The following is a 25,513-nucleotide window of genomic DNA, read 5'->3' as shown; positions in this document are numbered from 1 at the left end:
CGATGCGATCGCCATACCGGGTTGGCACCCTCTGCTCTGCAGTACGGGAAGGTAAGCGCTGCTGTCGGCGGCGGGTGAAGGAGTTACAGGTCGGTGGAGGTTGAACGTACCGGGCTGCCCGGGATCGGGTTGCGGCACGAGTTCGTGACGGCGAAGGGCCAGCACGCGGCGGTGGTCTCGCACGTGTCGGGTCGCCGGGACATCGTGCTGTACGACAGTTCCGACCCGGACACCGCGACCGCGACGCTGTCGTTGACCGGCGATGAAGCCAACGGTGTCGCTGAACTTCTGGGCACAGCCCGGATCGTGGAACGCCTGGCCGACCTGCAGCGGCAGGTGACCGGCCTGAAGACCGTGCAGGTGCCGATCATCGCCGGGTCGCCCTACGACGGCCGGACGCTGGGCGACACCCAGGCCCGCACCCGGGCCGGCGCCTCGATCGTCGCGGTTATCCGGGCCGGGCAGATCCTGGCCAGCCCACGCCCGGACTTCGCCTTCGAGCCCGGGGACCTCGCCGTCGTCGTCGGCACCGCCGAGGGCACCGCGGCCGTGACCGACATCTTCGCCAACGGCTGACGGTATGCATGTCGCTGCCGCGTTGATCGAGATCGGGGCGGTCATTCTCGGTCTCGGTCTGCTCAGCGCCGTCTCGGCGCGGTTCGCGATCTCGCCGATCCCGCTGTACCTGCTGGCCGGTCTGGCGTTCGGGCAGGGCGGCATCCTGCCGCTGGCAACCAGCGAGGAATTCACCGCGACCGGCGCCGAAATCGGCGTCATCCTGCTGCTGTTCACCCTCGGGCTGGAGTACACCGCCCCCGAACTCGTCGGCACGCTGCGGTACAACGCGGTCGCAGGCGTGGTGGACCTGGTCCTCAACGCCGCCCCGGGGGTGGCGGTGGCGCTGCTGCTGGGTTGGGGTCCGGTCGCCGCGGTCGCATTGGGTGGAGTCACCTACGTCACCTCGTCCGGTATCACGGCGAAGGTGCTGGCCGATCTGGGGTGGCTCGGCAACCGTGAGGTGCCGGTCGTACTGTCGCTGCTGGTCTTCGAGGACCTCACGATGGCCGTGTACCTGCCGATCCTCTCGGCGTTACTCGCGGGCGTCGGCTTCGTGGCCGGTCTGGGCGCCCTCGCCATCGCCGCGGCGACGATCACGATCATCCTGATCGTCGCGCTACGGTTCGGTCGCTACGTCGAGATGTTCGTCGCTTCACCGAACGAAGAGGCCCTGCTACTCAAAGCGCTCGGCCTGACGGTGCTCGTCGCCGGCGCAGCGCAGGCACTGCAGGTGTCCGCCGCCGTTGGCGCGTTCCTCGTCGGCATCGCCCTGTCCGGGCCGCTGGCGCACACCGCCCGGCAGGTCCTCACCCCACTGCGCGACCTGTTCGCCGCCGTCTTCTTCGTGTTCTTCGGTCTGCACACCGACCCGGCTGCGCTGCCGCCAATGCTCGGCATCGCGCTGGTCCTGGCGGTGGTGTCGATCCTGACGAAAATCGCGACCGGCTGGTGGGCGGCACGGCGGGCGGGCATCAGTCCCCTGGGCCGCGCACGCGCCGGCGTAGCCCTCACACCACGCGGCGAGTTCAACATCGTCATCGCCGGTCTCGCCGTCAGCGCCGGACTCAACACCAAAATCGGCCCGCTCGCCGCTGCTTACGTCCTCGTGCTGGCCGTTGTCGGCCCGATCCTGGCCCGTTCCCTCGAGCCGCTCGCACGGTGGCGCTCCCGCCGCCGCGACAGCGGCATGACCACAGCGGTCGAGCCCGCCGTGACCACTTCGGATCCCGACTCTGCGCCGAGCGCGTCATGAACGCGCCGGCCGCACCCCTGGACGCCACGATCGTCCTGCCGTGCTTCAACGAGGCCTCGCACGTGCGGGCAGAACTCGACCGCATCAGCGCGGCGATGGACAAAACCGGGCTGAGGTACGAAGTCCTCGCCGTCGATGACGGCTCCACCGACGCGACCCTGCAGGTGCTGCGCGCGGCGGCGGCCGTGCTACCGACGGTCCAGGTGGTCGCGATGCAGCGCAACAGCGGCGCCGGCACGGTCCGGCGGACCGGCACACGGACAGCCCGAGGCGACATCGTGGTGTGGACCGACGCGGACATGACCTATCCCAACGAACGCATCCCCGAGTTGATCCGGCGACTGCTCGACGACCCTACGATCGACCAGGTTGTAGGGGCCCGGACCACGGAGCAGGGCAGCCACCGGCTTCTGCGCATCCCAGCAAAGTGGGCGATCCGCAAGATCGCCGAGTGGCTGGCCGGTCAGCCGATCCCGGACCTCAACTCAGGGATGCGGGCGTTCCGGCGCACCGTCGCTGCGCCGTATCTGCGGCTACTGCCGCCCGGGTTCTCCTGCGTCACCACCATCACGCTGGCGTTCCTGTCCAACCAGCACCCGATCGCCTACATGCCGATCGACTACGCCCGCCGCGCCGGACGCTCGAAGTTCCGGTTCGTCCGCGACGCGTACCGCTACCTGCTGCAAGTAATGCGGATGGTGATGTACTTCAATCCGCTCAAAGCCCTGATGCCACTCGCTCTGCTCCTGCTCGGCACCGGCACCGTCAAGAGCGCGGTCGACCTGACCGTCCACCCCCTCCGGCTGGCCAACAACACCGTCATGGTCTTCCTCACCGGGCTGATCATCGGTTCGCTGGCGCTGTTGGCCGACCTGATCGTCCGGTCCCGGCCGGACGCCTGACGCCCGCCGCCGCCAACCCCTCCCGGCCGGCGGCGGGCGTCAGTGCAGGAGCCCGCACGACTCGAACCCGCCCAGGCGATCACGGAACCAGCTCGGCGGTTCGGCTGGATGCACCAGGTCTGGTTTGGTATGCCATCCGCGAATCCGGAGCCGCAACGGCCAGTACGTCGGCATCAGCACCGTGCGGGCACGGGGCGGATGACGCGGGCAGGTTCCCACCCGGACCCGCGCCAGGGGTCGTCTGGCCGGCACGGACGTCGGGCGCGGCGGCTCGCTGCTGCGACCCTCCAACGCATCGCCGGACAGCGCTCGACCTCGGTAACGACATTCGGCGGGAGCGGCCCGCCGGGACCGCCGTCGAGCTCGGCTCTGTCACGCGGGCGATGCCCACAGGTGTCAGCCGACGCCCAGGCGGGACAGTCCGTGCACCAGCCGAGTGCTGCACATCGTCGTGCACGACCCCGGGCCGGTAGAACCGTGGCGGCCACCTGCTGCCGACGCTGTCAGCGAGCGAGGCCGCGGCACGGTCCTGTTCGGTCGTCTGGCCGTCGATTGGGGCGTGTCGACCGGCCCCGATGACGGTAAGGATGTGTGGCTCGACCTTCCGCTGTGATGCTGCCACAGCCAACAATCGCGGGCGGTTTTCCGTGGGGCGAACGCGTCAGGCTGTGCAGGGATCCTCTCGTCGCGCACACGATCCGGATACGTCCACTCGCCGCCGTCGACGCTGGTGCGCAAGGTCGCCCATGAACGCTCCGCCGCCGCGGCGCTCCAAGCCTCAACGACGTCAGGTTCACCGTCCGGCAGCCGGCCGTACGCACCGGGTCGGCGAATCCGTACAAGGGTCGCCGACGCCGACACCGGGCTGGAGCCGGAGACCACCGGTGCCCCGACGAAGACCCTCATCGCCAACAGCGCCCCACGACTCGATGTCGTCACCACGACGCGCCCGAACCCCAGTGGCAACCCCGCCGAGTCTGGCGTGAGAGCTACGATGTGCCATCCGCCGGTGCCCGTTGGGAGCCCGTCATGCAGCTGTCCGTGACCTCCACACCGGGCTCACCGACCGTGGTCGCAGTCACCGGGGAACTCGACGTCGCCACCAGCGCCGAGCTGCGGCAGTACCTGCACGCCCGCCTCGACGACGGCGTGACGGCGCTGACCGTCGATCTGACCGGAGTGGCGTTCCTGGACTCCACCGCCCTCAGCGTCTTCGTCGGCGTCTACAAGCGCCTTCATGAGGCCGGTAGCGGGTTGACGCTGGTCGCCCCGCACGAGCGGCTGCTGCGGGTCTTCCGGCTGACCGCCCTGGACCGCGTCTTCACCATCGTCGACGCATTGCCCGGCACCACCCAGATGTGAGGTGCCACCGTGCCGTTCGGGCGTGAGCGGGACGACGGAGACGCCAGAACCGCGCAGGCTCAGGTCGGCCAGTAGCCCGTGGTGCGGCGCACCGCGACCGCGCCGCCCCGGTCGACCGCCGCCTTGATCGGACGCCGCGGTCGTCGTGGTCATACCGCCCACATTCCCTTGCCCTAGGGTAAATAGACGTCGATCTGCTACCGCGCCGACTGGCGGGCGCAACCCGTCGAGACATACGATGCGGGGCAGGTCAGGTCGTCCAGCAGCGGCGGCCAGCACGGACCGTCTCGGGCACCGCGCAGCAGCACTCAAACCACGGGTGACGCCAGCACGCCTTCCGCGAACGCGTACACCGCGTCGCGCCGCCCGCATTCACGACGCGAAACCGCGCTCACCGCTGCCCGCCACTCCCTACCGCCGACAGCGGCGGTCCCTGGACTGGCAACGCATGCCGTCTTCCTCCGAAGGGGTTGCTGACGATGACCACGACCACCCACGCCAACACCGCCCACGCAGGCACCGCACGCGTTGCCGCACCCGTCGACACCGAACCGACGGCGGCAGCCCACAGCCGGGCCGCGGACCGGGCCGAGACCAACGCGGTCGCCCTGTCGCTGCTGTCCCTGCTCGCCGACCTGCCCTCCGGCAACCCGGACCGGCCCCGCATCCGCGCCCGGATCATCGAGCTGTACCTGCCCCTCGCCCGCTACCTGGCCCAACGGTTCCGCAATCACGGCGAGCCCTTCGACGACCTGGTCCAGGTCGCCAACATGGGACTGATCAAGTCGGTGGACGGGTTCGACCCCTCCCGAGGGATCGGATTCACCGCCTACGCCATCCCCACCATCAGCGGCGAACTCAAACGACACTTCCGGGACCGCTGCTGGGACCTGCGGATCCCCCGCCGCACCCAGGAGATCCGGCTGCGGATCAGCCGCGTCACCGAAGAACTCACCCAGATCCTGGGCCGCTCCCCCACCGTGGCAGACCTCGCCGACCGGCTCGGCTGCACCGAGGAAGACGTCATCGAAGGCCTCGACGCCGCCCACGCGTACCGCACCCTGTCCCTCGACGCCCCCGCCGGCAGCAACGGCGACGGCGAACACACCGACCTCGGCGCCCTCGTCGGCGGCGCCGACCGCGGCCTCGAACAGGTCGACGCCCGCGAAGCGCTCAAACCCCTGCTCGCCGCGCTCCCGGACCGCGAACGGATCATCATCACGATGCGGTTCTTCGACGACTGCAGCCAATCGCGGATCGCCGCCGAGCTCGGCATCTCCCAGATGCACGTCTCCCGGCTGCTGCGCGCCACCCTCGAAACCCTGCGCCGCCACCTGCTGGCCGGCTGAGACCGCCCGCCCGTCGGTGAGTGACACCGGCGGGCGCACCGTTGCGCCGACCCGCACCGGTCGTGCCGTGTCGGCGGCCCATCGCGGCACGCTCACGCTCCATCGTCCAACGCGCCACCGGCGCACCCACGCGGCACGCTCGATGAAGGGGCCTCTCGTGACCACTGGCCACGCACTCACCGCGCAGATCCTGCTCGTCGAAGACGACCCAGGCGACGAGCTCATGGCCCGCGAAGCGTTCGGCGACGACGCCCAGGACAGCCACCTGCACGTCGCCCGCGACGGCGAACAAGCCCTCGACTTCCTCTACCAGCGCGGCGACTACACCGACGCACCCCGCCCGGACTTCATCCTGCTCGACCTCAACCTGCCCCGCGTCGACGGCCGTGAAGTCCTACGCACCATCAAGGCCGACGCGACCGTCGCCAGCATCCCCGTCGTGGTCCTCACCACCTCCAGCTCGATCGAGGACGTCATCGCCTGCTACGACACCCACGGCAACGCCTACGTCACCAAACCAGCCGACTACCAGGACTTCGTCGCCATCGTCCGCCAGATCAACCAGTTCTGGCTCGACACCGCCCGCCTCCCAGGCATCCCTGTGGGCTAACCCGCTCCGCCGCCCGGGGTAGTGCTGATGTCGAGGACGGTGTCCAGCGCGGTCAACGCGAGCATCCGCTGCGGCGAACGCTTCTGCGGCGAAGAAGTCGAGGCTGCCGACAACCGCAAACACGACGGTGCCTGCCGGATCCGATAACGCGGGATTGACGGCGAGTCTGGACCCGCGGTCCGGACCGGGCGCGGGCCGTTGATCGTTGCCCATGGACGCTCCGTTGCTCCGCACTGAGCGGCCAGCCTAACCCGGCATGATCCGCCTCGCAGGTCGAGCACAACAACAAACCCTCCACAGCCAACGCCACAGCACCGCAGTCCACGATCTACTCCCTCACCGGCCAAGCCGCACACAGCCACCGACCCACGGACGGGTCGCTCAGCATCGGTGATGGGGCTCCCCGGGTCCCACCGGCGCCTGCCCGCCCGTCAGGGGGCGATCAGGACGGCAGGACGAGGTCGGCGTAGTCGGCGGCCGTGAGGCGCCCGTCGGTCAGGGACGCGTCGGCGCGGGGTACGCGCAGCGGCTGCCCGTCGTGCAGGAACGACACGGTGTCGACGTCGGCGCGGCTGGTCAGGGTGCACACGATCTGTCCGTAGGCGAGGACTTCGTCGCTGCGCCCGCCCCCGTCGGACCGGCTGCCGATTTCGACCGTCGCGTCGCCGCCACGGACCTCCACGACGCCGGTCACCGTGATGCCGGTCAACGCGCTGGTGTAGCCGGCGTCCCGTTCGGCCGCGGTCGGGCCGGACAGCAGATTCCGCAGGTGTTCGTCGATCGCCGGCATCTGCTCGGCCGGGCGCCGGACCGCGACCAGGCCGGTGTCACGGACCAGGAACAGCAGTTCGGCCGGCCGGCCGGGCGCCGGGCTGGCGGTCCGTGCCTCAGAGGGGGTGCTCGCCCGGCTGCTCACCGTGACCGGTCGGGGGCTGTCCTCGGTCGGCACGCCACATCCGGCCAGCACCAGCGCCGACGTCAGCACGGCGACGAGGGCCCGGATACGGCCGGTCACGACGGCTCCCTACGCAGCTCGACCCGGAACCGGGCGCCGCCACCCGGCCGGTCCAAGGCCACCGCCCGGCCACCGTGGGCCGCGGCGTGCTGCGCCACCAGCGCCAGCCCCAGCCCAGTACCGTCGTCGTCGGTGCGGGCGCCGGCCGCGCGCCCCCGCACGAACCGGTCGAAGATCATCGTCTTGTCCTCCGGGCTGACGCCGGGACCTTCGTCGTCGACCTCGATGAACCACCGGTCCTCGCTCACCCCGACCCGGACGGCGGTCGCCCCGCCGCCGTACCGTGCGGCGTTGTCCAGCAGGTTGCCGATGATCTGTTCGATGCGGCGGCCGTCCACCAGCCACACGTGCGGTGGGTCACCGACGGCACCGACGAGTTCCGGCGGCAGGTTGCGCACCTGACAGGCACGCCGCGCGACCGCGACGACGTCGACCTCGGCGCGGCGGACCGGCTGATCGCTCTTCGCCAGTTCGAGCAGGTCGTCGACGAGGGACAGGAACCGGTCGACCTCTTCGACGATCAACCCGACCGCCAGCCCGCTGCGCTGGTCCAGGTGCTCACGCCGGCGGGCCAGGACGCTGGCGGACGCGGCCAGGGTCTGCAACGGCGAGCGCAGCTCATGACTGACGTCCGCGGCGAACCGGCGGTCCTGCTCCAGCCGCTTCGCCAGCCGGTCGACCATGTCGTTGAACGAGGTGGTGAGCTGGACCAGATCGGGCTCGACGGCCGGGTCCAGCCGGGTCGACAGGTCGCCTGCGGCGACCTCCTGCGCCGCCCCGGCCACCTGCCGCAGCGGCCGGGCCACATACCGGGCGGCGTACCAGCCGAGGCCGGCCCCCGCGACGGCGGTGAGCGCGGCCACGACCGTCAGCACCCAGCTCAGGGTCCGTAACGTCTGGTCCAGCTCCCGGAACAGGTCCACCTCGTACAGCGCCGCCGTGTCCGACAGCGGCACACCGACGACGAGCGCGGGGACGCCGTTGACCCGCACCAGCTGCTTGCCCGCCTGCCCCTGCTGGACGAGGCGTCGCAGGCTCATCGGCACCGCCTCGGTGGTGCCGTCGTCGGCGGCCCGGCCGAACCAGCCGCCGTCGCGGTACAACATGGCCCGCCGGTTCCCGCCGGTGTCCAGCGAGCGCAGCAGGTCGGCGGCATCGACCCGGTCGGTGAGCACGCCCTCCCGCAGGATCCGGGCGTCGAACGACACCGCACGCACCGACGCCCGCTCGCGCCCCTCCAGCAGGTAGCGCCGGGTCGCCTGGTACGACGCGAACGCCATCGACGCCGACAGCAGCAACGCGCCGACGGCGAACCCGCCGATGATCCGTGTCCGAAGCCCCGCGCGTCTCATCGCTGCAGCTTGTAGCCCATGCCGCGGACCGTGACGAGCCGCTGCGGCGTCCGCGTGTCGCGCTCGATCTTCTGCCGCAGCCGCCCGATGTGAACGTCGACGAGCCGCTCGTCACCGATCTCGTACTCCCACACCCGCTGCAGCAACTGCTGGCGTGACAGCACCAGGCCCGGGTGCTCGGCCAGCTCGCACAACAACCGGAACTCGGTGCGGGTCAACGCCACCGGCTCACCCTGCACCCGCACCTCGCCGGCCTCCGGCCTGATCTCCAGGTCGCCGAACGCCAGCGTCGACGCCGCGGCGGACACGGCACGCCCCCGGCGCCGCAGCGCCCGCAACCGCGCGGACAGCTCCTTCACCGCCACCGGCTTGACCAGATAGTCGTCGGCGCCTGCCTCGAGCGCAGCGACGATGTCGTGGGTGTCGTCACGGGCGCTCACCACGACGATCGGTACGTCGTCGTGCCGGCGCATCTCCCGCACGCAGTCGAACCCGTCCATACCCGGCAGCATGAGATCGACCAGGACGGTGTCCGCCGGCGCCGTCCGTTGCGCCTCCAGGCCCTCCTCCGCGCTCGCGGCGGTCCGGACCGTGTAGCCCTCGTCCTCCAGGGCGAGCGCCAGCGACAACCGGATCCGGTCGTCGTCCTCGATCACCAGCACACCTGTCACCACTGGATCATGCCTCCCGACGACGTGCGTCCGCGCGTGAGACCAGCGAGTGCGGTGCGTTGCCACCGGACGGTCATGTCGTCCCCCGGTGCGGTCGTCGATGATCCGGTCCGGCCGCACGCGGGACAGGTACCCGACACCGCAGCCACTCCAGGGCCGCGATGTGGTCGACGAAGTTCGGGAACACGGCATCGAGGCAGAGCAGGCGCAGCGCGCTGAGCACCGACCTGGACGCGCCGACGAAGCATGTCCGCCGGTCGTTGGCGGCCGCCCGGTTCCGGGCCTGCATCAGCACGTCGAGGGTCGCGGTGTCCACGACCTTCAGCAGGCTCACATCGAGCAGCAGATGCCGGCCCGCTTCGGCCCCCTCGCGCAGCAGACCGTGCACGGCGGCGTTGCCGGCAAGCCCGAGCGCGCCTCGCAGATACACGACAGTCACATCGGACAGCACCCGCAGTGACACCCGCGGCGGGGATACGTCCTCGGTCGCCCGGTCGTGCGGGTGCAGCGTCTGGCTGATCGCACCGGCCGGCCGAGGCGACACCACGCACCGGCCGCAGGCGTGCGGCCCAACGGCCTGCGACTGGCCGTGCCACCCGTCCAGGGTGAACAGGCTCCACACCACGCTCCAGTCACGCATCGTCCCGGCAAGGTTGGGGATCAGGTGACCACACTCGTCACAGGCGAGGCTGAAGTCGGTGCCGTCGAGGCTCAGCAGCGCGGTCACAGCGACCGGTCGGCCGCGGGCGCCTGCCACCAGCGCAGCTCCTGGACCTGCCGTTCGCGGGCGGCCCGTCTGGAACGTCGCCGCGGCACGCGGTGCCGTGGCAGATAGCCGGGCGGCCGGTCCGTGGCCAGCAGGACCTCCTCCAGCTGCGCTGACTGCAGCTGCAGGCACAACGGCATCGACAGTCCCCGCAGCGTCAGGCGCCCACCGCTGTCGCCGACGGTGCGGTGCAGGTCAGCGAGGAACGCCGCGCCGACTTCGTCGACGGTTCCGCACCGCGTGAGATCGAGGATGAGATGCGTCGGCTCCATCGCGACCGTGGACTCGATCACCGAGAGGTTGCGGCGCACCGAAGGCCCGTCCAATGCGTCGGTCACGATGATTTCCACGGCGGGATCCGCCTCGGTCGACACGACGGTCTGCATGCGGCTCCTCCAACGGCAATGGCGCCCGTACGGGTCTCGTTCCGGCGGTGCCGGTCGGCGGTCCACGGGTCCGGGGTGACGTCCGATACCTGCATCACCCTGTGTCACGCATGTGGAGAAGTCCCCGCGGCAGTGTGACGGTTCCATGACGTATCGCGCCTCGGCCGCCGGCTTCAGTTGCGACCCGCCCCCGTCGGGTGTCAGTTGTCACGCAACTGTCACAGGGTCGAGGGATGCCCGCCGAACCGGGCGGCGACGCTGACAGGCACAGCCCAAGGAGGGAGACGACATGCAGCCGATAGCACAGACACCGGCAATGCGGCTGGTCGAAGTGCTGGTCACGGACCCGCTCGACACCAGTGCCGCACCGCACGTCCGGGCGCTGCTCGACGACGCCGCCGCGCTACGCCCCGCCAACCTTGTCATCGACATGACCGCTTGTGCGTATGTCGACGCCGCGGGGATCGCGATGCTCCTCGACGTGCACCGCAAGGTGTGGCTCGACGGCGGCCGGCTCACGCTGCGCGGTCTGTCGCCGAAGGTCGCCCGCACCCTGCAACTCGCCCGAGTCGACCGCGTCCTGCACGTCACCGGCGCACCGGCCGAGCCGCCGGAGGCTTCGTCATAGAACTGTCATCAGTTCGCGGGACGGCCGCCATGCACCGCCCGCAAGGTGGAGCATTGTCCACGTTTGTTCGCACGGTCCGATAGGGGTCACGATTGACGGCGTTGCTCAGTCCCGACGGCACGAACTTCACCCTCGCCTGCGACGGCTGCGGCCAGCTGGTCACCAACCTCGCCCCGACCATGGGCGACTGGGCCGTCGCGTGGAGCCTGTTCAGCCAGGACGGCTGGACCGGTGACGACCTCGCGACCGGACCACACACGTGCGGGCGTTGCACCCGCACGCCCCCGCCACCACGGATGGTCGAGCAGGCGCTGACCCGTGAACGCTGCGTACCGGCAGCCCGCGAGTCGCGGCGCCTGAGGGTCACCCGGGTCGCGGGCACCACTGTCGTGACCCTGACGGGCTCACCCGACCTGCTCGTCAACGCCCGCCTGCGCGACCTCGTACTTGACCTGCCCGGCGGGGCGCAACTCCTCGTCATCGACGTCACCCAAGTGGCACGGCTGGACTCCGGCGCTCTCGACGTGCTGGTCCAGGCGCACCGCCAGTCCATCACCGTGCGCCTCGTCGGCGCGACACAGCAGATCCGGGACTCGTTGCGGCTACTCAACCTGCACGGGCTGTTCCCGGTGTTCCGGACCCTCGCCGAGGCGACATCCTGCGGCCCGGCCACCGGTGCCGAACCCGCGCCAGCGGGCGTGGAGCGGCCCGATCGAGTCGATGCGCGGTGAGCTTCTCCGTCAGCAGCAGCATCGAGCACAGCGGAGCAGTCGTCGTCACCGTCCGCGGCACCGTGGAACACACCACCATCGGCTCACTGTGCGACACGATCAGCCACATCGTCGAACAGCAGCGACCCGCAGTCGTGAACATCGACCTGCAAGCCGTCACCTACATCGACACCGCGGTTGTCGGCGCGCTCGACGCATGCCGACGCAGCGCCCGCAACGGCGGGACCAACGTGGTGCTGCGCAACGCCAGCGACGCCGTCGACCGGACACTGCGAATGTCAGCCTGAACAGCACTCACGCCCTGTCGTGTCGCATCGACAGATGTCGCCACATGCCGCACCGGTAACTCCAGCGTCCAAGGCGCGTTCCTGCGCCGTGGCTGGCGCGGCGGGTCAACGGTCCAGGACCCGCAGGCGACGCCGGCGAATGCAACAGAGACCACCGGGCTGGTCGAAAGCGTTCGTCGCAGAGTGGTACCGAAATTTCGCAACGACTCGACTCTCCGGACATCTCCAACAGATTCCCGGAAACAATTCCGGCATCCTGCTCGGATGCGGGAGAGGGTGAGGTCACTGCGAGTTCGAAGCAGCGCATCCTGCGTCGGACCAGATGCTCACGCAGTTTTCGTTATCCGCGGGACGGTGAAAGAGTCGCCATTGCCAATGGACAAGATTGCGATACGGAAGACCAGCGATCCCTTGACTCGGTCTCACCGTTCACGCACATTGGAAACACGTGGCACGCCACTCCAGAAAGGACCGCCCGCCCGTTGCCGCCGCATCATCGCGACAACCACGCGGCCCAGTTGACAGCACTTGCCGGAAGAGCGTTGACGATGATCAGGAACCGAGTCGGCTCGGGCCTCACCGCACCGCCGACGGGCGGGCTCGCCACGTTCGCCCGCGACCTGGTGCGCGGGGGCGGGCTGGAGAATTCCGGTGCGGCAACAGTCGTCGTCGAGGTTTCGCTACCGGTGCAGCCGGCCAGGATCAACGCCTTCCCCGCGCCGGACCAGCCACGCGTCGGTGATGTGCGCGAACATCGCCTCCGCCGCACCCCCCGCATCCTGCGCGGCGATGCGCTCGTAGATGCGGCGGTGGCCGCGGTTGGCCTCCTCCCGCAGCGCGCGGTCCGTCCTGCCCACGTACCGGTCGATGTTGGCCACCTGGTGTTGCAGCGACCGCACCACGGCCCGGCCGATCCGGTTGCCGGACGCCTGCATGATGACGTCGTGGAAGGCGGCGTCGTGCTGGTGGAAGGTGTCAGCGTCCTCGACGGTGCTGTCCATGAGCTCCACGCACGCGAGCATCCGCTGCAGGGCCTGCGCGTCTGCCAGCCGGGCGGCGACGTTCGCCATGTCGGACTCCAGGAGCCGGCGGGTCACCACCACGTCGTCGAGGACCGCCAGGTCCTCGTCCACGGCGATCGCAGCGGCGAGCACCAGCTCGTCCAGCAGGTCCCACATCGCCGACGGGTTGACGACCGTGCCGCTGCCCTGCCGGACCTGGACCAGCCGCTTCTCCTGCAGGATCTTCATGCTCTCGCGCACCACGGTCCGGCTGACGGAGTAGGTCTCGCACAGCACCGGCTCCGGCGGCAGCGCGCTGCCCGGCTCGTAGGTCCCGCCGACGATGCGCTCCACCAGCTCGGCGGTGAGCGCCTTCGCGAGGCTGGCGGGTCCTCGAACCCATCCGGGAGGCGGTGAACCGCCCACGGTCGAATGCTGTGATGCCGTCATGTGCCCTCCGCCGACCCGCCGCTGCCAGGTGCTGCGGGTCGGCCAGAGTCTACCGAGCGACGCGGGCGCATGTGACGTCCCGCTCGCCGCTTCGCCATGCCCCGAATACCCGCCCCGCTCACGCCAGGTGCCAGATCTCCTCCAGCGGCTGCCACAGCGCACCGGCATCCCGTTCCTCCACGACACGGATCTGGCACGGGTCGGTGTGCGTCCACCACTCGCGGGTCACCGGATCCCCGGCGACGCGGGCCAGGTCAGCGGCGTGATCGTCGCCGACGTACTCGTAGTAGGCGAAGAGCAGGTCACCGACGATGAAGATCGAGTAGTTGGTGATGTGCGCGTCGCGCAGCGTCTGCTCGACCTGCGGCCACACGTCGCGGTGCAGCCGCAGGTACTCCTCCCGTCGTTCCGGGCGGACGCCGACGATGAACGCGTGCCGCTCGACCCGCCGCGGCGCGCTCACCGGCTCACCCGATCGGCCGCCGGCACGCCCCTACGATCCTCGCGGCGGGTCTCCGGAATGATCCTCAGCCCGGCCCGGGACGGCCGGACGTGCGGTCCGGCGACCGCAACCGGCGAGCCCGTGACCCGCAGGGCGGCGATGCGCGCCTCGTCGACGCGGATGCCCAGGCCGGGCTCGTCGCCGAGCACGATGCCGCCGTCCTCGTACTGCTGGTCGACCGTGAGGCCGATCGGTGCGTTGACGTCCTGCACCTCGAAGACCAGATGGTTGGGCACCGCCGCGGCGGCGTGCGCCGACGGGTTGGCGTGGTAGGCGACCGCGCTGACCGGCAGGTCGTGCCCGTGCGCGAGCGCGGCCACCCGCAGGAAGTGGGTGATGCCCCAGACGTTGCCGACCTGGACGATGTCGACGGCGTCGGCGTCCAGCAGCGGCCGATACTGCTCCAGACCCGTCAGGTTCTCCCCCGTGGCCACGGCGGCCCGGATGCCGCGGCGGACCGCAGCCAGCCCGGCGGCGTCCCAGCGGCGCACGGGCTCCTCGACCCAGGTGAGGTCGACGCCGCGTTCCAGGGCCGTCACGAAACGTACCGCCTGCGCGCGGTTCCATGACTCGTTCGCGTCGAACATGAGGGCCGGCTGCGCCGAGTTGCGCCGCAGCACCTCGTGCAGCGCTTCCAGCCTGCGCAGGTCCCGCTGGACGTCGTGGCCGCCCTTGAGCTTGGCGGCGCTGAACCCCCGGTCCGCGAACCCTTCGTACAGGCGCACCAGGGCGTCGTCGTCCAGAGCGATGTCCAGCCCGGAAGCGTAGCCGGGCACGAACCGGTCCAGCGCGCCGAGCGTGCGCCACAGTGGCTCGCCGGCCGCCTTCGCCTTGAGATCCCACAGCGCCATGTCGATCGCGCCGATGGCCCCGAAGGTGGCGCCCGCGTGCCCGGTCTTGAACACCCAGTTCAGCATCCGGTCGTACAGGGCCGAAACCGCCCGCGGGTCCTCGCCTTCCACGGCGCCGAAGACCCGGCCGATGTCACCGTGCTGGCCGAGCCCTACGCCCTCCAACCCGGAGTCGGTCTCCACGATCAGCACGTGCACGTCGGTGCGCGGCTCCGACATCACCCCGTTGGCGTCGCCGATCAGCCGCCCCCAGTCGTGCTTCGTCGTCAGGCTGCGGTATCCGGTGACTTTCACGGGTGCTCCTTCTCGGCGTGGTTCGGTTTCACTCTTTGGTGCCTCCCGCCGTCATGCCCGCGACCAGGAACCGCTGGGCGAACACGAAGACGATCAGCACCGGCAGCACGGACACGACGGTCGCCAGGGCGAGCGTCGGCAGCTGCACCGACTGGGCACCGGCGGAGCTGGGGTTGAACGCCGGCGTGGAGGCGAGCAGCGACGTCAGGCCGACCTGGACCGGGTAGCCGTCGCTGGACGGCAGCATCACGAAGGGCAGGAAGAAGTTGTTCCAGCTCTGCACGAAGCTGAAGAAGGCGACCAGGGCGACTATCGGCGTCGCCAGCGGCAGCGCGACCTTGGTGAACACCTCGAGCTCCGAGCATCCGTCGATGCGGGCCGCGGCGAGCAGGTCCCGCGGGACGCTGGTGGAGAAGTAGATGTAGGTGAGGTACACCCCGAACGGGAAGAAGGACATGGGCAGGATCACCGACAGCGGACTGCCGATCAGCCCCACCACGTTGAGCTCGAGGAAGATCGGCAACACCAGCGCGGTGTTCGGGATGAGCATGACGATCAGCGTCAGCACCAGCAGCGACCGGCGGAACCGGAAGTCCGTCATCGCCATGGCGTAGCCGGCCGGGATGCTCGCGACGAGCGTGATCGCCAGGGCGCCCACCGCGTACAGCGCGGAGTTGCCGACCCACGCGGTCACCGCACCGTCCTGGAAGTCGGACAGCTGCCGCCAGTTGGCGGCCAGGTCGGCCGGAGTCCCCGGCAGGAACGGGCTGCCGACCAGCAGCTCGTGCGCCGACTTCGTCGTGGCCAGCAGCAGCCAGACGATCGGGATGACGAAGAACAGCACGAAGACGGTGAGCACGACCGCGACGAGCGCGCGGCCTGCGCCGCCGCCGGCACCCGCGCGGCGCCCCTTGGACGGTCTGACCGGCACCTGATGCGGGCGCCGGGTGACCACTGTCGACATCGGCTCAGTCCCTTTCGAACAGCCCGCCGCGCGTCACGAAGACGGCCGACAGCGCGAGGGCGATGACGAGCAGCAGCAGCGAGATGGCGGCCGCGGCGTTGAAGTCGTTCTGCTGGAAGGCGTACAGGTACGCGAGCTGGTTGAGCGAGTAGTCGTTGGGCACGATCGCGTTGCTGGCCTGCGACAGCAGCTGCGGCTCGACGAACAGCTGCGTGCCGGCGGCGAGCGACATGATGCCCATGTACGAGATCCACTTGCGCAGCAGCGGCAGCTGGATGCGCCAGGCGATCTGCACCGGCCCGGCACCGTCGATGCGCGCCGCCTCGATCACCTCGGCGCTGATGTTGTTGAGCGCGCCGTACATGATGACGATCCAGCCGCCCGCGCCGGTCCAGAACGCGATGACGGCGAAGATGAGTGGCAGGTGCGCGGGCGCGATGACCTGGTTGAAGCTGTCGAATCCGAACAGCCGCAGCAGCCCCCCGACCGGGCTGGCGGTCGGGTCGAGCACGAACAGCCACAGCAGCACGCTCGAGGCGCCGGCGACCGCGCCCGGCAGGTAGAACACCAGCCGCAGGGTGCGGCTCAGCCAGCGGGCGCCGACGGCGTGCACCACGATCGCCAGGAACGTCACCAGGACCACCAGCGAGATCAGCCAGATCGTCAGGTACCAGGCGACGTGCCCGACGGCGGGCAGGAACCGGAAGTCGCCGACGACCTTCGTGAAGTTGCCGATGCCGGCGAACGCGCCGCCGCCGTCGGTGAACGCGAGGTACAGCGCGTAGCCGGCAGGCAGGATGCCGAAGGCAACCGCGAGCACGGCGTAGAGCGCGACGAAGGCGTAGCTGACCGCGCTGCGGTGCTCCGTGAGGCGGGGCCGCCCGCCCGGTCGGCGGGCGGCCTGTGCTGCCGTTGTCATGCGACGGTGTAGCCGTCGACCTGGGCCTGGTTCTTGATGGCGGTCTGCCACTCGGGGAGCAGGCCGACCAGGCTCTTGCCGCTGACGATCGCCGGGGTGACGGTCTTGGCCCAGATGGCCTCCTGGCTGAAGATGCCGGAGCCCCATCCGCCCCAGATCTGCGACCCTGCCTTGACCATCGCCTGCAGATCGGTGGCGTAGTAGCCGCTCGACTCCTGCTTCTTGATCCACTTGTCGGCGGCGGGCGCGTACGCGGGGTACCCGGGGGCGACGTTCACCTGGTAGTCGTCCGCCGTGGTGACGAACTCGACGAACTTCCGGGCGGCCTTGAGGTTCTTGGAGTGGCTGCTGATGAACCAGGTGGCGCCGCCGACGTTGCCGGTCGCCGCCTCCTCACCCTTCCAGGCCAGCGGTGCGGCCACACCGAGCTGGCCCTTCGGGACGTTGAGCGACTGCGGGTTGTTGAAGATGGCGCCGGCGTACCACGCGGGGCCGGGCATCAGCAGCACCTTGTTCGCGTAGTTCTTGACGAACTCGGGCGAGAACACGCTGACGGTGGGCACCGTGCCGTTCTTGATGAGGGTGTCGAGCATCGAGGCGGCGCGCTTGCACTCCGTGGTGCCGGTGTTGACGGTCACCGCCTTCGGCCCGGTGATGCCGTTGGCCTGGCACTTGCTGCTCCAGAGGTAGATCTCGGGAGTGAACGCGTCACCGGCGGCGCCCACGATGTAGCCGGGGTGTTCGCGGGCCACCTTCTCGCCGAGGGCCTGGTAGTCCTCCCAGGTGGTCGGCAGGGTGTAGCCGAACTGGTCCAGCAGCGCCTTGTTGTGCCAGAGCACCACTTGGGCGAGGTCGTTGCGCAGGCAGTACAGCTTGCCTTCGACGGTGCACGGGTTGAGCGCGCCGGCGGTGAACCGGTCCAGGGTCTCCTTGGCGACGAGGCCCTGGTCGAGCACGGCGGCGAAGGCCTGCTTGCCGTTGCTCTGCTGGCTGGCCCAGGCCGCGTCGTTGTTCTGGGTGGAGAAGACCACGTCGGGCCAGCCGCTGCCGGCGCGGTCGAACAGCTGCATCTTGGTGCGGAACGAGTTGGACCCGTTCGCCGACCCGTCGTAGGTGACGGCTTCCAGCTGCACGTCGGGGTTGGCCTTCTTGAAGGCGTCGACGGCCGAGGACCGGTCGGCGTCGACCCACACCGTGAGCTTCGCCTTGTCGTCCTGGGCGGCCTGGGGGAATCCGTAGGAGCCGGAGGTGGTGCCGCTGTCGCTGCCGCAGCCGGAAACGGTGAGGGTGAGGGCCAACGCCGCCGCACCGACCCACCGCCGGGTCTGTCCGTGCCGTGCCTTTCCGACCATGTTCGTGTCCCTTGTGTCGAAGACTGTGAGGATCACCGATGCATTGCGCCCACAACATAGGGCATACGTATGACGTCTGCAAGCGCCTGTAACATATTCGTATTACGTCTGACGTCATCAGTTCCGTATGCTGGTGCGGCGTCGCGTCCAGCGCGCCACGGAGATCGGGAGGGCGCCATGACGGGACCGCAGACGGCCGTGCCATCGCCGGCCTGGACGCGGCGGCCGGCGAACCTCGCCCGGGCCATCACTGCGGACCTGGTGGGCCGGATCGTGCGCGGACTGCACCCGCCGGGCACGCCACTGCCGCCCGAGCCCGTGCTGTGCGAGATGTTCTCGGTAAGCCGCACCGTGGTCCGGGAGGCGGTGAAGCTGCTGCAGGAGAAGGGGCTCGTGCAGGTCCGCCAGGGCAGCGGCACCATCGTCACACCGCCGGGCGCGTGGGACATGCTCGACGAGCTCGTGCTCGCCGCGAGCATCGCCGAGGACGACACGCTCGGCGTCCTCGACGACGTCGTCGTCACCCGGCGGCTGCTGGAGTCCGACATGGCCGGCGTCGCCGCCCGGCGCGCCGATCAGGACTCCGTCGACCGGCTCCGCGCGCTCGTGGACCGCATGGACGAGCTCGTCGACGACCACGTCACGTACGAGGAGCACGACCGCGCCTTCCACGACATCGTCATGCACGCCTCCGGCAACCGCATCGCCCGCGGGGTGGTCAAGGCGCTGCAGAGCCAGGTCATCTACACCGCCCGGTACGTGGGGCGCACCGAGCGGGCCCTGTGCGTGGCGTCGAACCTGGGCCATCGGCGCGTGTACGAGTACATCGCCGCGCACGACCCGGGCGGCGCGGCGTCGGCGATGTTCGCGCACATCACCGACGCCTGGCTGGCCCGCCGTGACGGGCCGGGCGGCGCGCTGCGGTTGCAGCGGTGAGTCGCCCGGCCCGCGACCGCGGAGCTACGACGTGACCCGGCTCCACTGTTGGTTGGCGGCGCCGAGACAGTCCCAGATCTGGACCTTCGTGCCGTTCGCGGTGCCGGCGGCGCTGACGTCCAGGCACTTGTTCGCCCCGACCGCCGTCACGCTGCCGTCGCCGTTGAGCCGGAACTGCTGGTTGGTCTGGCCGTTGCAGTCCCAGATCTCCACGGCGGTGCCGTTCGCGGTGCCGCGGCCCAGCACGTCGAGGCACTTGCTGCCGTTGTACAGCCGCAGCTCGCCCGCCGCGGTCAGGGTGAGCCGCTGGTTCGTGCCGCCGTGGCAGTCCCAGATCTGCGCGAGGGCGCCGTTGGCCTGCGACGCCCCGGCGATGTCCAGGCACCGGCCGGACGCCGGGCCGCGCAGCGCGAAGGTGTCCGCCGGCTGCTGGCTGCCCTGAACACCGGCGGCGGCCATGACCGCCCGTGCCCCGCTCGGCCAGTTGCCGCCGCTCACCACGACCGTGCCGCTGTTGGTGTTGCCCCGGGTCCCGGTCTTGACGTTGCTGCCGTTGTTCGTGGTCCAGTTGCCGGTCAACGTCAGGTTGCCGGTGTTGTTGTTCGCCCATTCCTGGGTGTACGCCCAGGTGCCGGTGTTGTCGAAGACGTTGCTCGCCGCGGAGACGTAGCGCGAGCCCTCGTCGAAGTACAGGCCGAGCCAGCCGTTGCTGTTGCGGAAGTAGTTCTCGTTGACCGTCGTGCCGGGGCTCGCCGACAGGTGGTAGAACGCGCCGGCGTCCGTCATCTGCTGGACCACGTCGTGCACGAAGTTGGCCGTGACCCGGTTGTTCGCCGCGACGGTGGGCGTGGTGTACCTGGGCTGGTAGTTGTACAGCCCCCGGTCGGTGTAGTCCTGGCTGCCGCCCGCGTCGTTGGCACCCCACCCGTAGCCCAGGGCGATCCCGGAGTAGGGCAGGTTGTACAGCTCGTTGTGCGCCATCGTCGAGCCGGCGGTGTACGTCATGAGCAGCCCGACGTGGCTGCGGTACTCCGACGCGACGTCGTGCACGACGTTGTTGCTCACGGTGATGGTGCTGTTGGTCATCCGGCTGTCGCTGGGATGGTGCGCGTCGGCCTGGACGCCGCCGGCGATGACGGCGCCGGCCGAGAGGTACTCGAACACGTTGCCGGTCACCGCGATGTCGCGGGCGCCGAGCCCGACGCCGGTGGCGTGCGCGTTGGCGTCGTTGCCGATGCCGAGACCGACCTGGCCGAGGTTGGTGAACCTGTTGCCGGTGAAGGACACCGTGTTGGCCGCGGACACCTGCACCGCGGCGGGCATCTGCCGCCAGGCGGGGCGGGTCGCCTCGAAGAGCTGGCAGCCCGACTGGCAGGAGGTGAGCGCGTCGCCCGGACGGTTCCAGGTGCCGTACATGTACGCGCCGGTCTGCTGGTCGGCGTAGCCCTGGCCGCTGCTGGGCTGCAGCCAGCTGGTGCCGGAGAACTGCAGGCCGGAGAAGGTCAGATGGTGGGCCGGCGACGCGTAGGTGCCGCCGACGCGCAGCAGCGACTCCAGCCGCGGCAGCTGGACGTCGGCGGTGGCCATGCTCTGCCCGGACAGTGGCTTGTAGTACAGGGCACCGGCGGCCGTGTCCAGGTACCACTCTCCCTCGGCGTCCAGGAACTCCCGGGCGTTCACCAGGTACATCGGCCCGCCGCGGAACGGCCTGGTGATCGTGTCGTAGCCCCAGGTGTTGTTGTTCCACGCGGGCTGCTGCATGGTGAGCGTGTTGTTCGCGATCGTCTGCACCGGCACGTACCGGTCGGTGAACGAGTCGACCGACTCCAGCTCGACCCGGCTCTTGGCGGCAAGGTTGTTGAGGTAGGACAGCGCCGCGCTGGTGAAGCTGAGCCCGGTCGTCGAGGCGGTGAAGTCCACGCGGTTGACCTGGGTGCGGGCCCTGGTGGCGATGCGGCCGTCGACGTAGAGCTGGCGGGTGTCGAAGCCGGTGCCGACGTCGGCCCGCCAGATGTTGCGGGCGGTGTCCGACACGGTCCATCCGGTGATCTTCCGCGCGCCGGAGATGATCGGGCGGGTCCCGGCGGCGGCCTGCCAGACGACGGTGTGGCCGTTGGTGCCGGAGTCGGCGGCGGTGAAGGTGAGCGGCGCGCTGAGGGAGTACGTGCCGCCGGCGAGCTGGACGACGATGTCGCCCGTCATGGCCGGCGCGCTCGCCCTGACGGACGTCTGCGCCTGCGACAGCGAGCAGGGCTGGGCGGCGGTGCAGGCGGTGCCGGAGCCGGCCGGCGCGGCGTACAGCGTCTGCATGACGGCGGCGGTGGAGGGCGGCGGGAGGACCACGACGCCGCCGGCGACGAGGACCGCCGCGAAGGCTCTGGTGAGCGCGGCGGCCCTGCCGGGTGATCGGGGTGGGTGGTGGAAGGGGTTCAAGGACACGGAGCGCTCCTTCAGGCATGCGTGGGGGCGGCCGGGGTCCGGCCGCCCCTTCGTACGTCGGGCCGGTCGGCTCAGGGCAGGGTCCACTTCTGGTTCGCCGCACCGGAGATGCAGGTCCACAGGTGCACCACCGTGCCGTCGGCGGAGTTGTTGCCCGACACGTCCAGGCACTTGCCGGACTGCGGGTTGCGCAGCGTGCCGTCCGACTGCGCCGACCAGGTCTGGTTGCCGCCGCCGTTGCACGTCCACAGCTGCACCTTCGTGCCGTTCGCGGTGCCGCCGCCGTTGACGTCCAGGCACTTGCCGAGCGCCTGCAGCGTCTGACCGGAGCGGGTCCAGGTTTGCGCCGCGTTGCCCTGGCAGGTGTACAGCTGGATCTGGGTGCCGTTGGCCGAGCTGCCGCCGCGCACGTCCAGGCACTTGCCGGCCAGGCCCTTGACGGGGCCGACGCCGGTCGGCTGGGTGCCGGACTCCTTGATCCGGATGTTGCGGAACGCGACCGTGTCCCCGCTGCCGTGGTTCTGGATGCCGATGTAGCCGTCGAGGTTGCGGTTCGGGTCGGTGTTGGTGAAGTCGTTGATCAGCGTGCCGTTGAGGTAGACCCGGATCCGCTGGTTCTCGACGAGCACCTCGAAGGTGTTCCACTCCCCCGGCGGGTTGAGCGCCGCGTCCCGGGCGGCGATGTCGGCGGACTTGATCCCGTAGATCGCGCCGGTGGTGCGGTCCGCGGTGTCGGTCGCGTCGATCTGGATCTCGTAGCCCTGGTTCTGGGCGACGTTCGGGTCCGTCCCGGGGTTCGGGAACCCGACCTGGATTCCGGAGTTGCTGTCCCCGGTCATGCGCCAGTCCGCTTTCAGCGAGTACGACGTGTACTGCTTGGCGCTGTACCAGAGCAGCCCCAGCCCACCGGTCGAGGTGAGGGTGGCGTCGGTGTTGGTGAAGCCGCCGGGGCCCGACTGGGTCCAGCCGGTGGTGGAGCCGTTGTAGAGGGTGGTGTAGCCGGTCTCGGGCCGGCAGTCGGCGTTCGCCCGCTTCGCCGCGTACCGGATGCCGCCGAGCAGCTCGGCGCGCAGCGCCGTCTCGCCGTAGGACGCCTGGCTGTGCCCGAGCCCGGTGTAGAACGACCGGCCGCTGTCGATGGTCTTGCACCAGGTGATCGGGTGGTCGGCGCCCATCGTGCCACCGGAGTACGACGACTCGTCCAGCGTCGAGAGCACCCGTGCGGTGGAGCGTGGGTTGCTCTGGTAGTTGTACAGCTCGTCGGTGCGGGTCCAGGTCTGCGGCAGGTGGGCCGTGGCCGGGTGGGCCCGGTTCTCGGTCTTCACGTTCACCTGCTGGATCGCCGGGTGCGAGGCGAAGTACGCCCCGACGAGCTGACCGTAGAAGGTCCAGCTGTACTCGGTGTCGGCGGCGGAGTGGATGCCGACGTACCCGCCGCCGCCGCGGATGTAGGACTCGAACGCGGCCTGCTGGGTGTCGTTGAGCACGTCGCCGGTGGTGCTGAGGAACACCACGGCCTCGTACTGGGCGAGGTTGGCGGTGGTGAATCGCGTGGCGTCCTCGGTGGCGGTGACCGTGAAGTTGTTCGCCGCGCCCAGATCACGGATGGCCTGGATACCGGTGCCGATCGAGTCGTGCCGGAAGCCGGCGGTCTTGGAGAACACGAGGACGTCGTACGGGGCGTCCGCGGCCGCGGCGGGCGAGGCCGCGGTGAGGGTGCCGGCGGCGAGGGCGATGGCGGCGCCCGCACCGGCGAGAAGTCTGCGCATGGTTCCTCCGGTCTGCGAAGGGTGACAGTGGCGCCCGCGCGGGTGCGCGGGCGCCGGGTTCGTCAGGTCAGGGCAGGGTCCACTTCTGGTTGGCGGCGCCGCTGATGCAGGTCCACAGGTGCACCACCGTGCCGTCGGCGGAGTTGTTGCCCGACACGTCCAGGCACTTGCCGGACTGCGCGTTGCGCAGCGTGCCGTCCGACTGCGCCACCCAGTTCTGGTTGGCCCCGCCGTTGCAGGTCCACAGCTGGATCTTCGTGCCGTCCACCGTGGCACCGCCGTTGACGTCCAGGCACTTGCCGAGCGCCTGCAGCGTCTGGCCGGAGCGCGTCCACGTCTGCCCGGCGGCGCCGGAGCACGTGTACAGCTGGATCTGGGTGCCGTTGGCCGAGCTGCCGCCGCGCACGTCGAGGCACTTGCCCGCCAGGCCCTTGACCGCCCCCGTCCCGGACGGCTGGGTGCCGGTGGCGAAGGTGAAGCTGTCGACGTCGAACAGCAGGCCGGTGCCGCTGCCGGCGAACGTCAGGTACAGCGACGTCGTCCCGGCGGGTGGGCTGGTGATCGCCGCCGTCACGGTCGTGAACGTCTCCCACGAGCCCGTCACCGGGATCGTCGCGGAGCCGATGACGGTGCCGGTCGGCGAGCCGGTGCGGAACTGCACCGTGCCGCCCGAGCCCGCGGACGAGGCGCGCACCTGGACGGAGGTGGCGTTGTTCAGCTTGTACGGGTCGAACTCGATCCAGTCACCGTTGTGGATGTCGCCGACGGTCCTGCCACCCTCGGCGGTGGTCTTGCTGTAGGTGTTGATGCCGGACGAGGTCTTGAAGTGCTCGGCCTGCCGCTTGCGTGGTTGCAGGATGTTCTGGGTGTGGGTGGTCAGGCCGCCCTTGTCGGTGTACTGCGCGTCGAAGATCGGGAAGATGTTCGCCGCGTCGTCGTGCTCACCGTCGACCGGGATGTTGATCGTGCCGGTGCAGCCGTTCTGCGAGGTGATCTGGTGGGCGTGCTGGTCGTGCCCGAGCGCGTAGGTCATGGTGACCTTCGTGCAGTCGATCGTCCCGTCCTCGGGGTCGGTGACGGTGACGCTCCACGGCACGCTGTCGCCGAAGGACACCAGCTGCCCCGACGCCGGCGTGTTGACCGTGACCGTAGGCGCGGTGTTGCCGACGCTGATCTGGACGCCGGCCGTCCCGGTGGCGCCCTGCGGGTCACGGACCGTCAGGGTGGCGGTGTAGCTGCCGTTGGCCGTGTAGGTCTTCGACGGGTTTGCCGCGGTCGAGGTGGTGCCGTCGCCGAACGCCCACGCGTAGGTCAGCGTCCCGCCGTCCGGGTCGCTGCTGCCGGCGGAGGAGAAGTTCACCGTCAGCGGCGCCGCACCCGAGGTGACGCTGGCGCCGGCGACGGCCGTCGGGGCACGGTTGCCGCCGGTGCCGACGTAGTCGAAGCGGTAGAGCGCGGAGTTCGCGTCGCCGTTGCCGAAGCCGGCGCCGTAGTCCAGGACGTACAGCGCGCCGTCCGGGCCGAACTGCATGTCCATGACCTGCTTGCCGACCCAGGGGAAGTTGTCGATCGCGCCCCGTGAGCCGTCGGCGTTGACGGCGATCGGCTTGATCCAGCCGCGGCCGAACTCGCCCGCGAAGAACAGGCCGTCCAGCGAGGGCGGGAACTTCGTCGTCGACGGGTTCGACGCGTCGTAGCGGTACACCGGACCCGCCATCGGCGACTCGGAGCCGCTGCCGAACTCCGACGGGCTGCCCGAGTCGCCGGCGTACTTGATCCACGCCGCCCGGGCCGCGGGCAGGGTGCCCAGGCCGGTGTTGCGGAACGAGTTGTTCGTCGGCCCGCCGGCGCAGTTGAACTTGTTGCCGGTGCTGTTCGTGGCGAAGTTCCACTCGTTGTAGGTCTCGCTGGTGGTGTTGCTGCCCGTGCAGTACGGCCAGCCGTAGTTGCCCGGCGACGTGACCCGGTTGAACTCCACCTGCCCGGACGGGCCCCGCGTGGAGCTGGTCGATCCGGCGTCGGGGCCGTAGTCGCCCACGTAGACGACGCCGGTGGCCTTGTCGACGCTCATCCGGAACGGGTTGCGGAAGCCCATCGCGTAGATCTCGGCCCGGGTGTTCGCCGTCCCCGGCGCGAACAGGTTCCCGGACGGGATGCTGTACGTGCC

Annotated in this window: 25 protein-coding genes; 11 read left to right on the top strand and 14 right to left on the bottom strand. The window is 70.1% G+C overall.

Features of this window, described 5'->3' with window-relative positions; all coding sequences use genetic code 11:
* Positions 1 to 93: 93 nt before the first annotated feature.
* The 7 genes from AB0J72_RS48150 to AB0J72_RS48120 all read left to right on the top strand — a co-directional run bounded on the left by AB0J72_RS48150 (position 94) and on the right by AB0J72_RS48120 (position 6,033).
* Positions 94 to 576 (top strand): cation:proton antiporter regulatory subunit, encoded by a 483-nt coding sequence (locus tag AB0J72_RS48150; RefSeq protein WP_363412599.1) that lies wholly within the window; start codon positions 94 to 96, stop codon positions 574 to 576.
* Positions 577 to 580: 4 nt separating this feature from the next.
* Positions 581 to 1,810: a cation:proton antiporter gene (locus AB0J72_RS48145; RefSeq protein ID WP_363412597.1), complete on the top strand. Its 1,230-nt coding sequence runs from the start codon at positions 581 to 583 to the stop codon at positions 1,808 to 1,810.
* The gene (locus tag AB0J72_RS48140) at positions 1,807 to 2,712 is read left to right on the top strand and encodes a glycosyltransferase family 2 protein (RefSeq protein WP_363412595.1); all 906 of its coding nucleotides are present in this window, start codon (positions 1,807 to 1,809) and stop codon (positions 2,710 to 2,712) included. Before AB0J72_RS48145 ends, AB0J72_RS48140 begins: the two co-directional genes overlap by 4 nt.
* 436 nt (positions 2,713 to 3,148) lie before the next feature.
* The gene (locus tag AB0J72_RS48135; RefSeq protein WP_363412593.1) at positions 3,149 to 3,325 is read left to right on the top strand and encodes a hypothetical protein; all 177 of its coding nucleotides are present in this window, start codon (positions 3,149 to 3,151) and stop codon (positions 3,323 to 3,325) included.
* A 416-nt stretch (positions 3,326 to 3,741) separates the two neighbouring features.
* Positions 3,742 to 4,074, top strand: coding sequence for an STAS domain-containing protein (locus AB0J72_RS48130; RefSeq protein WP_363412591.1), 333 nt, complete (start codon positions 3,742 to 3,744; stop codon positions 4,072 to 4,074).
* A gap of 479 nt (positions 4,075 to 4,553) precedes the next feature.
* Positions 4,554 to 5,423, top strand: coding sequence for an RNA polymerase sigma factor SigF (locus AB0J72_RS48125; protein WP_363412589.1), 870 nt, complete (start codon positions 4,554 to 4,556; stop codon positions 5,421 to 5,423).
* Positions 5,424 to 5,580: 157 nt separating this feature from the next.
* Positions 5,581 to 6,033, top strand: coding sequence for a response regulator (locus tag AB0J72_RS48120; protein WP_363412587.1), 453 nt, complete (start codon positions 5,581 to 5,583; stop codon positions 6,031 to 6,033).
* Positions 6,034 to 6,475: 442 nt separating this feature from the next.
* On the opposite strand, the gene AB0J72_RS48115 is transcribed toward AB0J72_RS48120, so the two are convergent.
* The 5 genes from AB0J72_RS48115 to AB0J72_RS48095 all read right to left on the bottom strand — a co-directional run bounded on the left by AB0J72_RS48115 (position 6,476) and on the right by AB0J72_RS48095 (position 10,223).
* On the bottom strand, positions 6,476 to 7,048 hold the full coding sequence (locus AB0J72_RS48115) for a GerMN domain-containing protein (RefSeq protein WP_363412585.1): 573 nt from the start codon (positions 7,046 to 7,048) through the stop codon (positions 6,476 to 6,478).
* On the bottom strand, positions 7,045 to 8,400 hold the full coding sequence (locus AB0J72_RS48110; RefSeq protein WP_363412583.1) for a HAMP domain-containing sensor histidine kinase: 1,356 nt from the start codon (positions 8,398 to 8,400) through the stop codon (positions 7,045 to 7,047). The genes AB0J72_RS48115 and AB0J72_RS48110 overlap by 4 nt, the downstream gene beginning before the upstream one ends.
* Positions 8,397 to 9,071, bottom strand: a complete 675-nt coding sequence (locus AB0J72_RS48105; RefSeq protein ID WP_363412581.1) for a response regulator transcription factor — start codon at positions 9,069 to 9,071, stop codon at positions 8,397 to 8,399. The genes AB0J72_RS48110 and AB0J72_RS48105 overlap by 4 nt, the downstream gene beginning before the upstream one ends.
* A gap of 73 nt (positions 9,072 to 9,144) precedes the next feature.
* Positions 9,145 to 9,798: an STAS domain-containing protein gene (locus AB0J72_RS48100; protein WP_363412579.1), complete on the bottom strand. Its 654-nt coding sequence runs from the start codon at positions 9,796 to 9,798 to the stop codon at positions 9,145 to 9,147.
* Complete coding sequence (locus AB0J72_RS48095; protein WP_363412577.1) at positions 9,795 to 10,223, bottom strand: STAS domain-containing protein; 429 nt, start codon at positions 10,221 to 10,223, stop codon at positions 9,795 to 9,797. Before AB0J72_RS48095 ends, AB0J72_RS48100 begins: the two co-directional genes overlap by 4 nt.
* Positions 10,224 to 10,539: 316 nt before the next feature.
* Here AB0J72_RS48095 and AB0J72_RS48090 point away from each other — a divergent pair, with 316 nt between their 5' ends.
* The 3 genes from AB0J72_RS48090 to AB0J72_RS48080 all read left to right on the top strand — a co-directional run bounded on the left by AB0J72_RS48090 (position 10,540) and on the right by AB0J72_RS48080 (position 11,869).
* On the top strand, positions 10,540 to 10,851 hold the full coding sequence (locus tag AB0J72_RS48090) for an STAS domain-containing protein (RefSeq protein WP_363412575.1): 312 nt from the start codon (positions 10,540 to 10,542) through the stop codon (positions 10,849 to 10,851).
* Between the two features lie 101 nt (positions 10,852 to 10,952).
* Positions 10,953 to 11,582, top strand: coding sequence for an STAS domain-containing protein (locus AB0J72_RS48085; protein ID WP_363412573.1), 630 nt, complete (start codon positions 10,953 to 10,955; stop codon positions 11,580 to 11,582).
* Positions 11,579 to 11,869: an STAS domain-containing protein gene (locus AB0J72_RS48080; protein ID WP_363412571.1), complete on the top strand. Its 291-nt coding sequence runs from the start codon at positions 11,579 to 11,581 to the stop codon at positions 11,867 to 11,869. The genes AB0J72_RS48085 and AB0J72_RS48080 overlap by 4 nt, the downstream gene beginning before the upstream one ends.
* A 680-nt stretch (positions 11,870 to 12,549) precedes the next feature.
* On the opposite strand, the gene AB0J72_RS48075 is transcribed toward AB0J72_RS48080, so the two are convergent.
* The 6 genes from AB0J72_RS48075 to AB0J72_RS48050 all read right to left on the bottom strand — a co-directional run bounded on the left by AB0J72_RS48075 (position 12,550) and on the right by AB0J72_RS48050 (position 18,202).
* Positions 12,550 to 13,296, bottom strand: coding sequence for a FadR/GntR family transcriptional regulator (locus tag AB0J72_RS48075; protein WP_363412569.1), 747 nt, complete (start codon positions 13,294 to 13,296; stop codon positions 12,550 to 12,552).
* A 142-nt stretch (positions 13,297 to 13,438) separates the two neighbouring features.
* Positions 13,439 to 13,783, bottom strand: coding sequence for an L-rhamnose mutarotase (locus AB0J72_RS48070; protein ID WP_363412567.1), 345 nt, complete (start codon positions 13,781 to 13,783; stop codon positions 13,439 to 13,441).
* Positions 13,780 to 14,967, bottom strand: coding sequence for a mandelate racemase/muconate lactonizing enzyme family protein (locus AB0J72_RS48065; RefSeq protein ID WP_363412565.1), 1,188 nt, complete (start codon positions 14,965 to 14,967; stop codon positions 13,780 to 13,782). The genes AB0J72_RS48070 and AB0J72_RS48065 overlap by 4 nt, the downstream gene beginning before the upstream one ends.
* Before the next feature lie 28 nt (positions 14,968 to 14,995).
* Entirely contained in the window at positions 14,996 to 15,931 is a 936-nt protein-coding gene (locus AB0J72_RS48060; protein WP_363412563.1) for a carbohydrate ABC transporter permease, read from the bottom strand.
* Between the two features lie 4 nt (positions 15,932 to 15,935).
* On the bottom strand, positions 15,936 to 16,850 hold the full coding sequence (locus tag AB0J72_RS48055) for a sugar ABC transporter permease (RefSeq protein WP_363412561.1): 915 nt from the start codon (positions 16,848 to 16,850) through the stop codon (positions 15,936 to 15,938).
* The gene (locus AB0J72_RS48050) at positions 16,847 to 18,202 is read right to left on the bottom strand and encodes an extracellular solute-binding protein (RefSeq protein ID WP_363412559.1); all 1,356 of its coding nucleotides are present in this window, start codon (positions 18,200 to 18,202) and stop codon (positions 16,847 to 16,849) included. Before AB0J72_RS48050 ends, AB0J72_RS48055 begins: the two co-directional genes overlap by 4 nt.
* 177 nt (positions 18,203 to 18,379) lie before the next feature.
* Here AB0J72_RS48050 and AB0J72_RS48045 point away from each other — a divergent pair, with 177 nt between their 5' ends.
* Positions 18,380 to 19,138, top strand: a complete 759-nt coding sequence (locus tag AB0J72_RS48045) for an FCD domain-containing protein (protein WP_363412557.1) — start codon at positions 18,380 to 18,382, stop codon at positions 19,136 to 19,138.
* A 24-nt stretch (positions 19,139 to 19,162) separates the two neighbouring features.
* Here AB0J72_RS48045 and AB0J72_RS48040 read toward each other — a convergent pair whose 3' ends face one another.
* From AB0J72_RS48040 to AB0J72_RS48030, 3 genes are all read right to left on the bottom strand, one after another.
* Positions 19,163 to 21,577, bottom strand: a complete 2,415-nt coding sequence (locus AB0J72_RS48040; protein WP_363412555.1) for a ricin-type beta-trefoil lectin domain protein — start codon at positions 21,575 to 21,577, stop codon at positions 19,163 to 19,165.
* A 71-nt stretch (positions 21,578 to 21,648) separates the two neighbouring features.
* Positions 21,649 to 23,346, bottom strand: a complete 1,698-nt coding sequence (locus tag AB0J72_RS48035) for a ThuA domain-containing protein (RefSeq protein WP_363412553.1) — start codon at positions 23,344 to 23,346, stop codon at positions 21,649 to 21,651.
* 67 nt (positions 23,347 to 23,413) lie between these two features.
* On the bottom strand, positions 23,414 to 25,513 hold a 2,100-nt coding region (locus AB0J72_RS48030), incomplete at its 5' end, for a carbohydrate-binding protein (protein WP_363412551.1).

It is taken from the genome of Dactylosporangium sp. NPDC049742 (assembly GCF_040674675.1).
In the GTDB taxonomy this organism is placed as follows: Bacteria; Actinomycetota; Actinomycetes; order Mycobacteriales; family Micromonosporaceae; genus Dactylosporangium; species Dactylosporangium maewongense.
The sequence above is the reverse complement of the archived record's forward strand: the minus strand, read 5'-3'. Positions and strand labels throughout refer to the sequence as shown.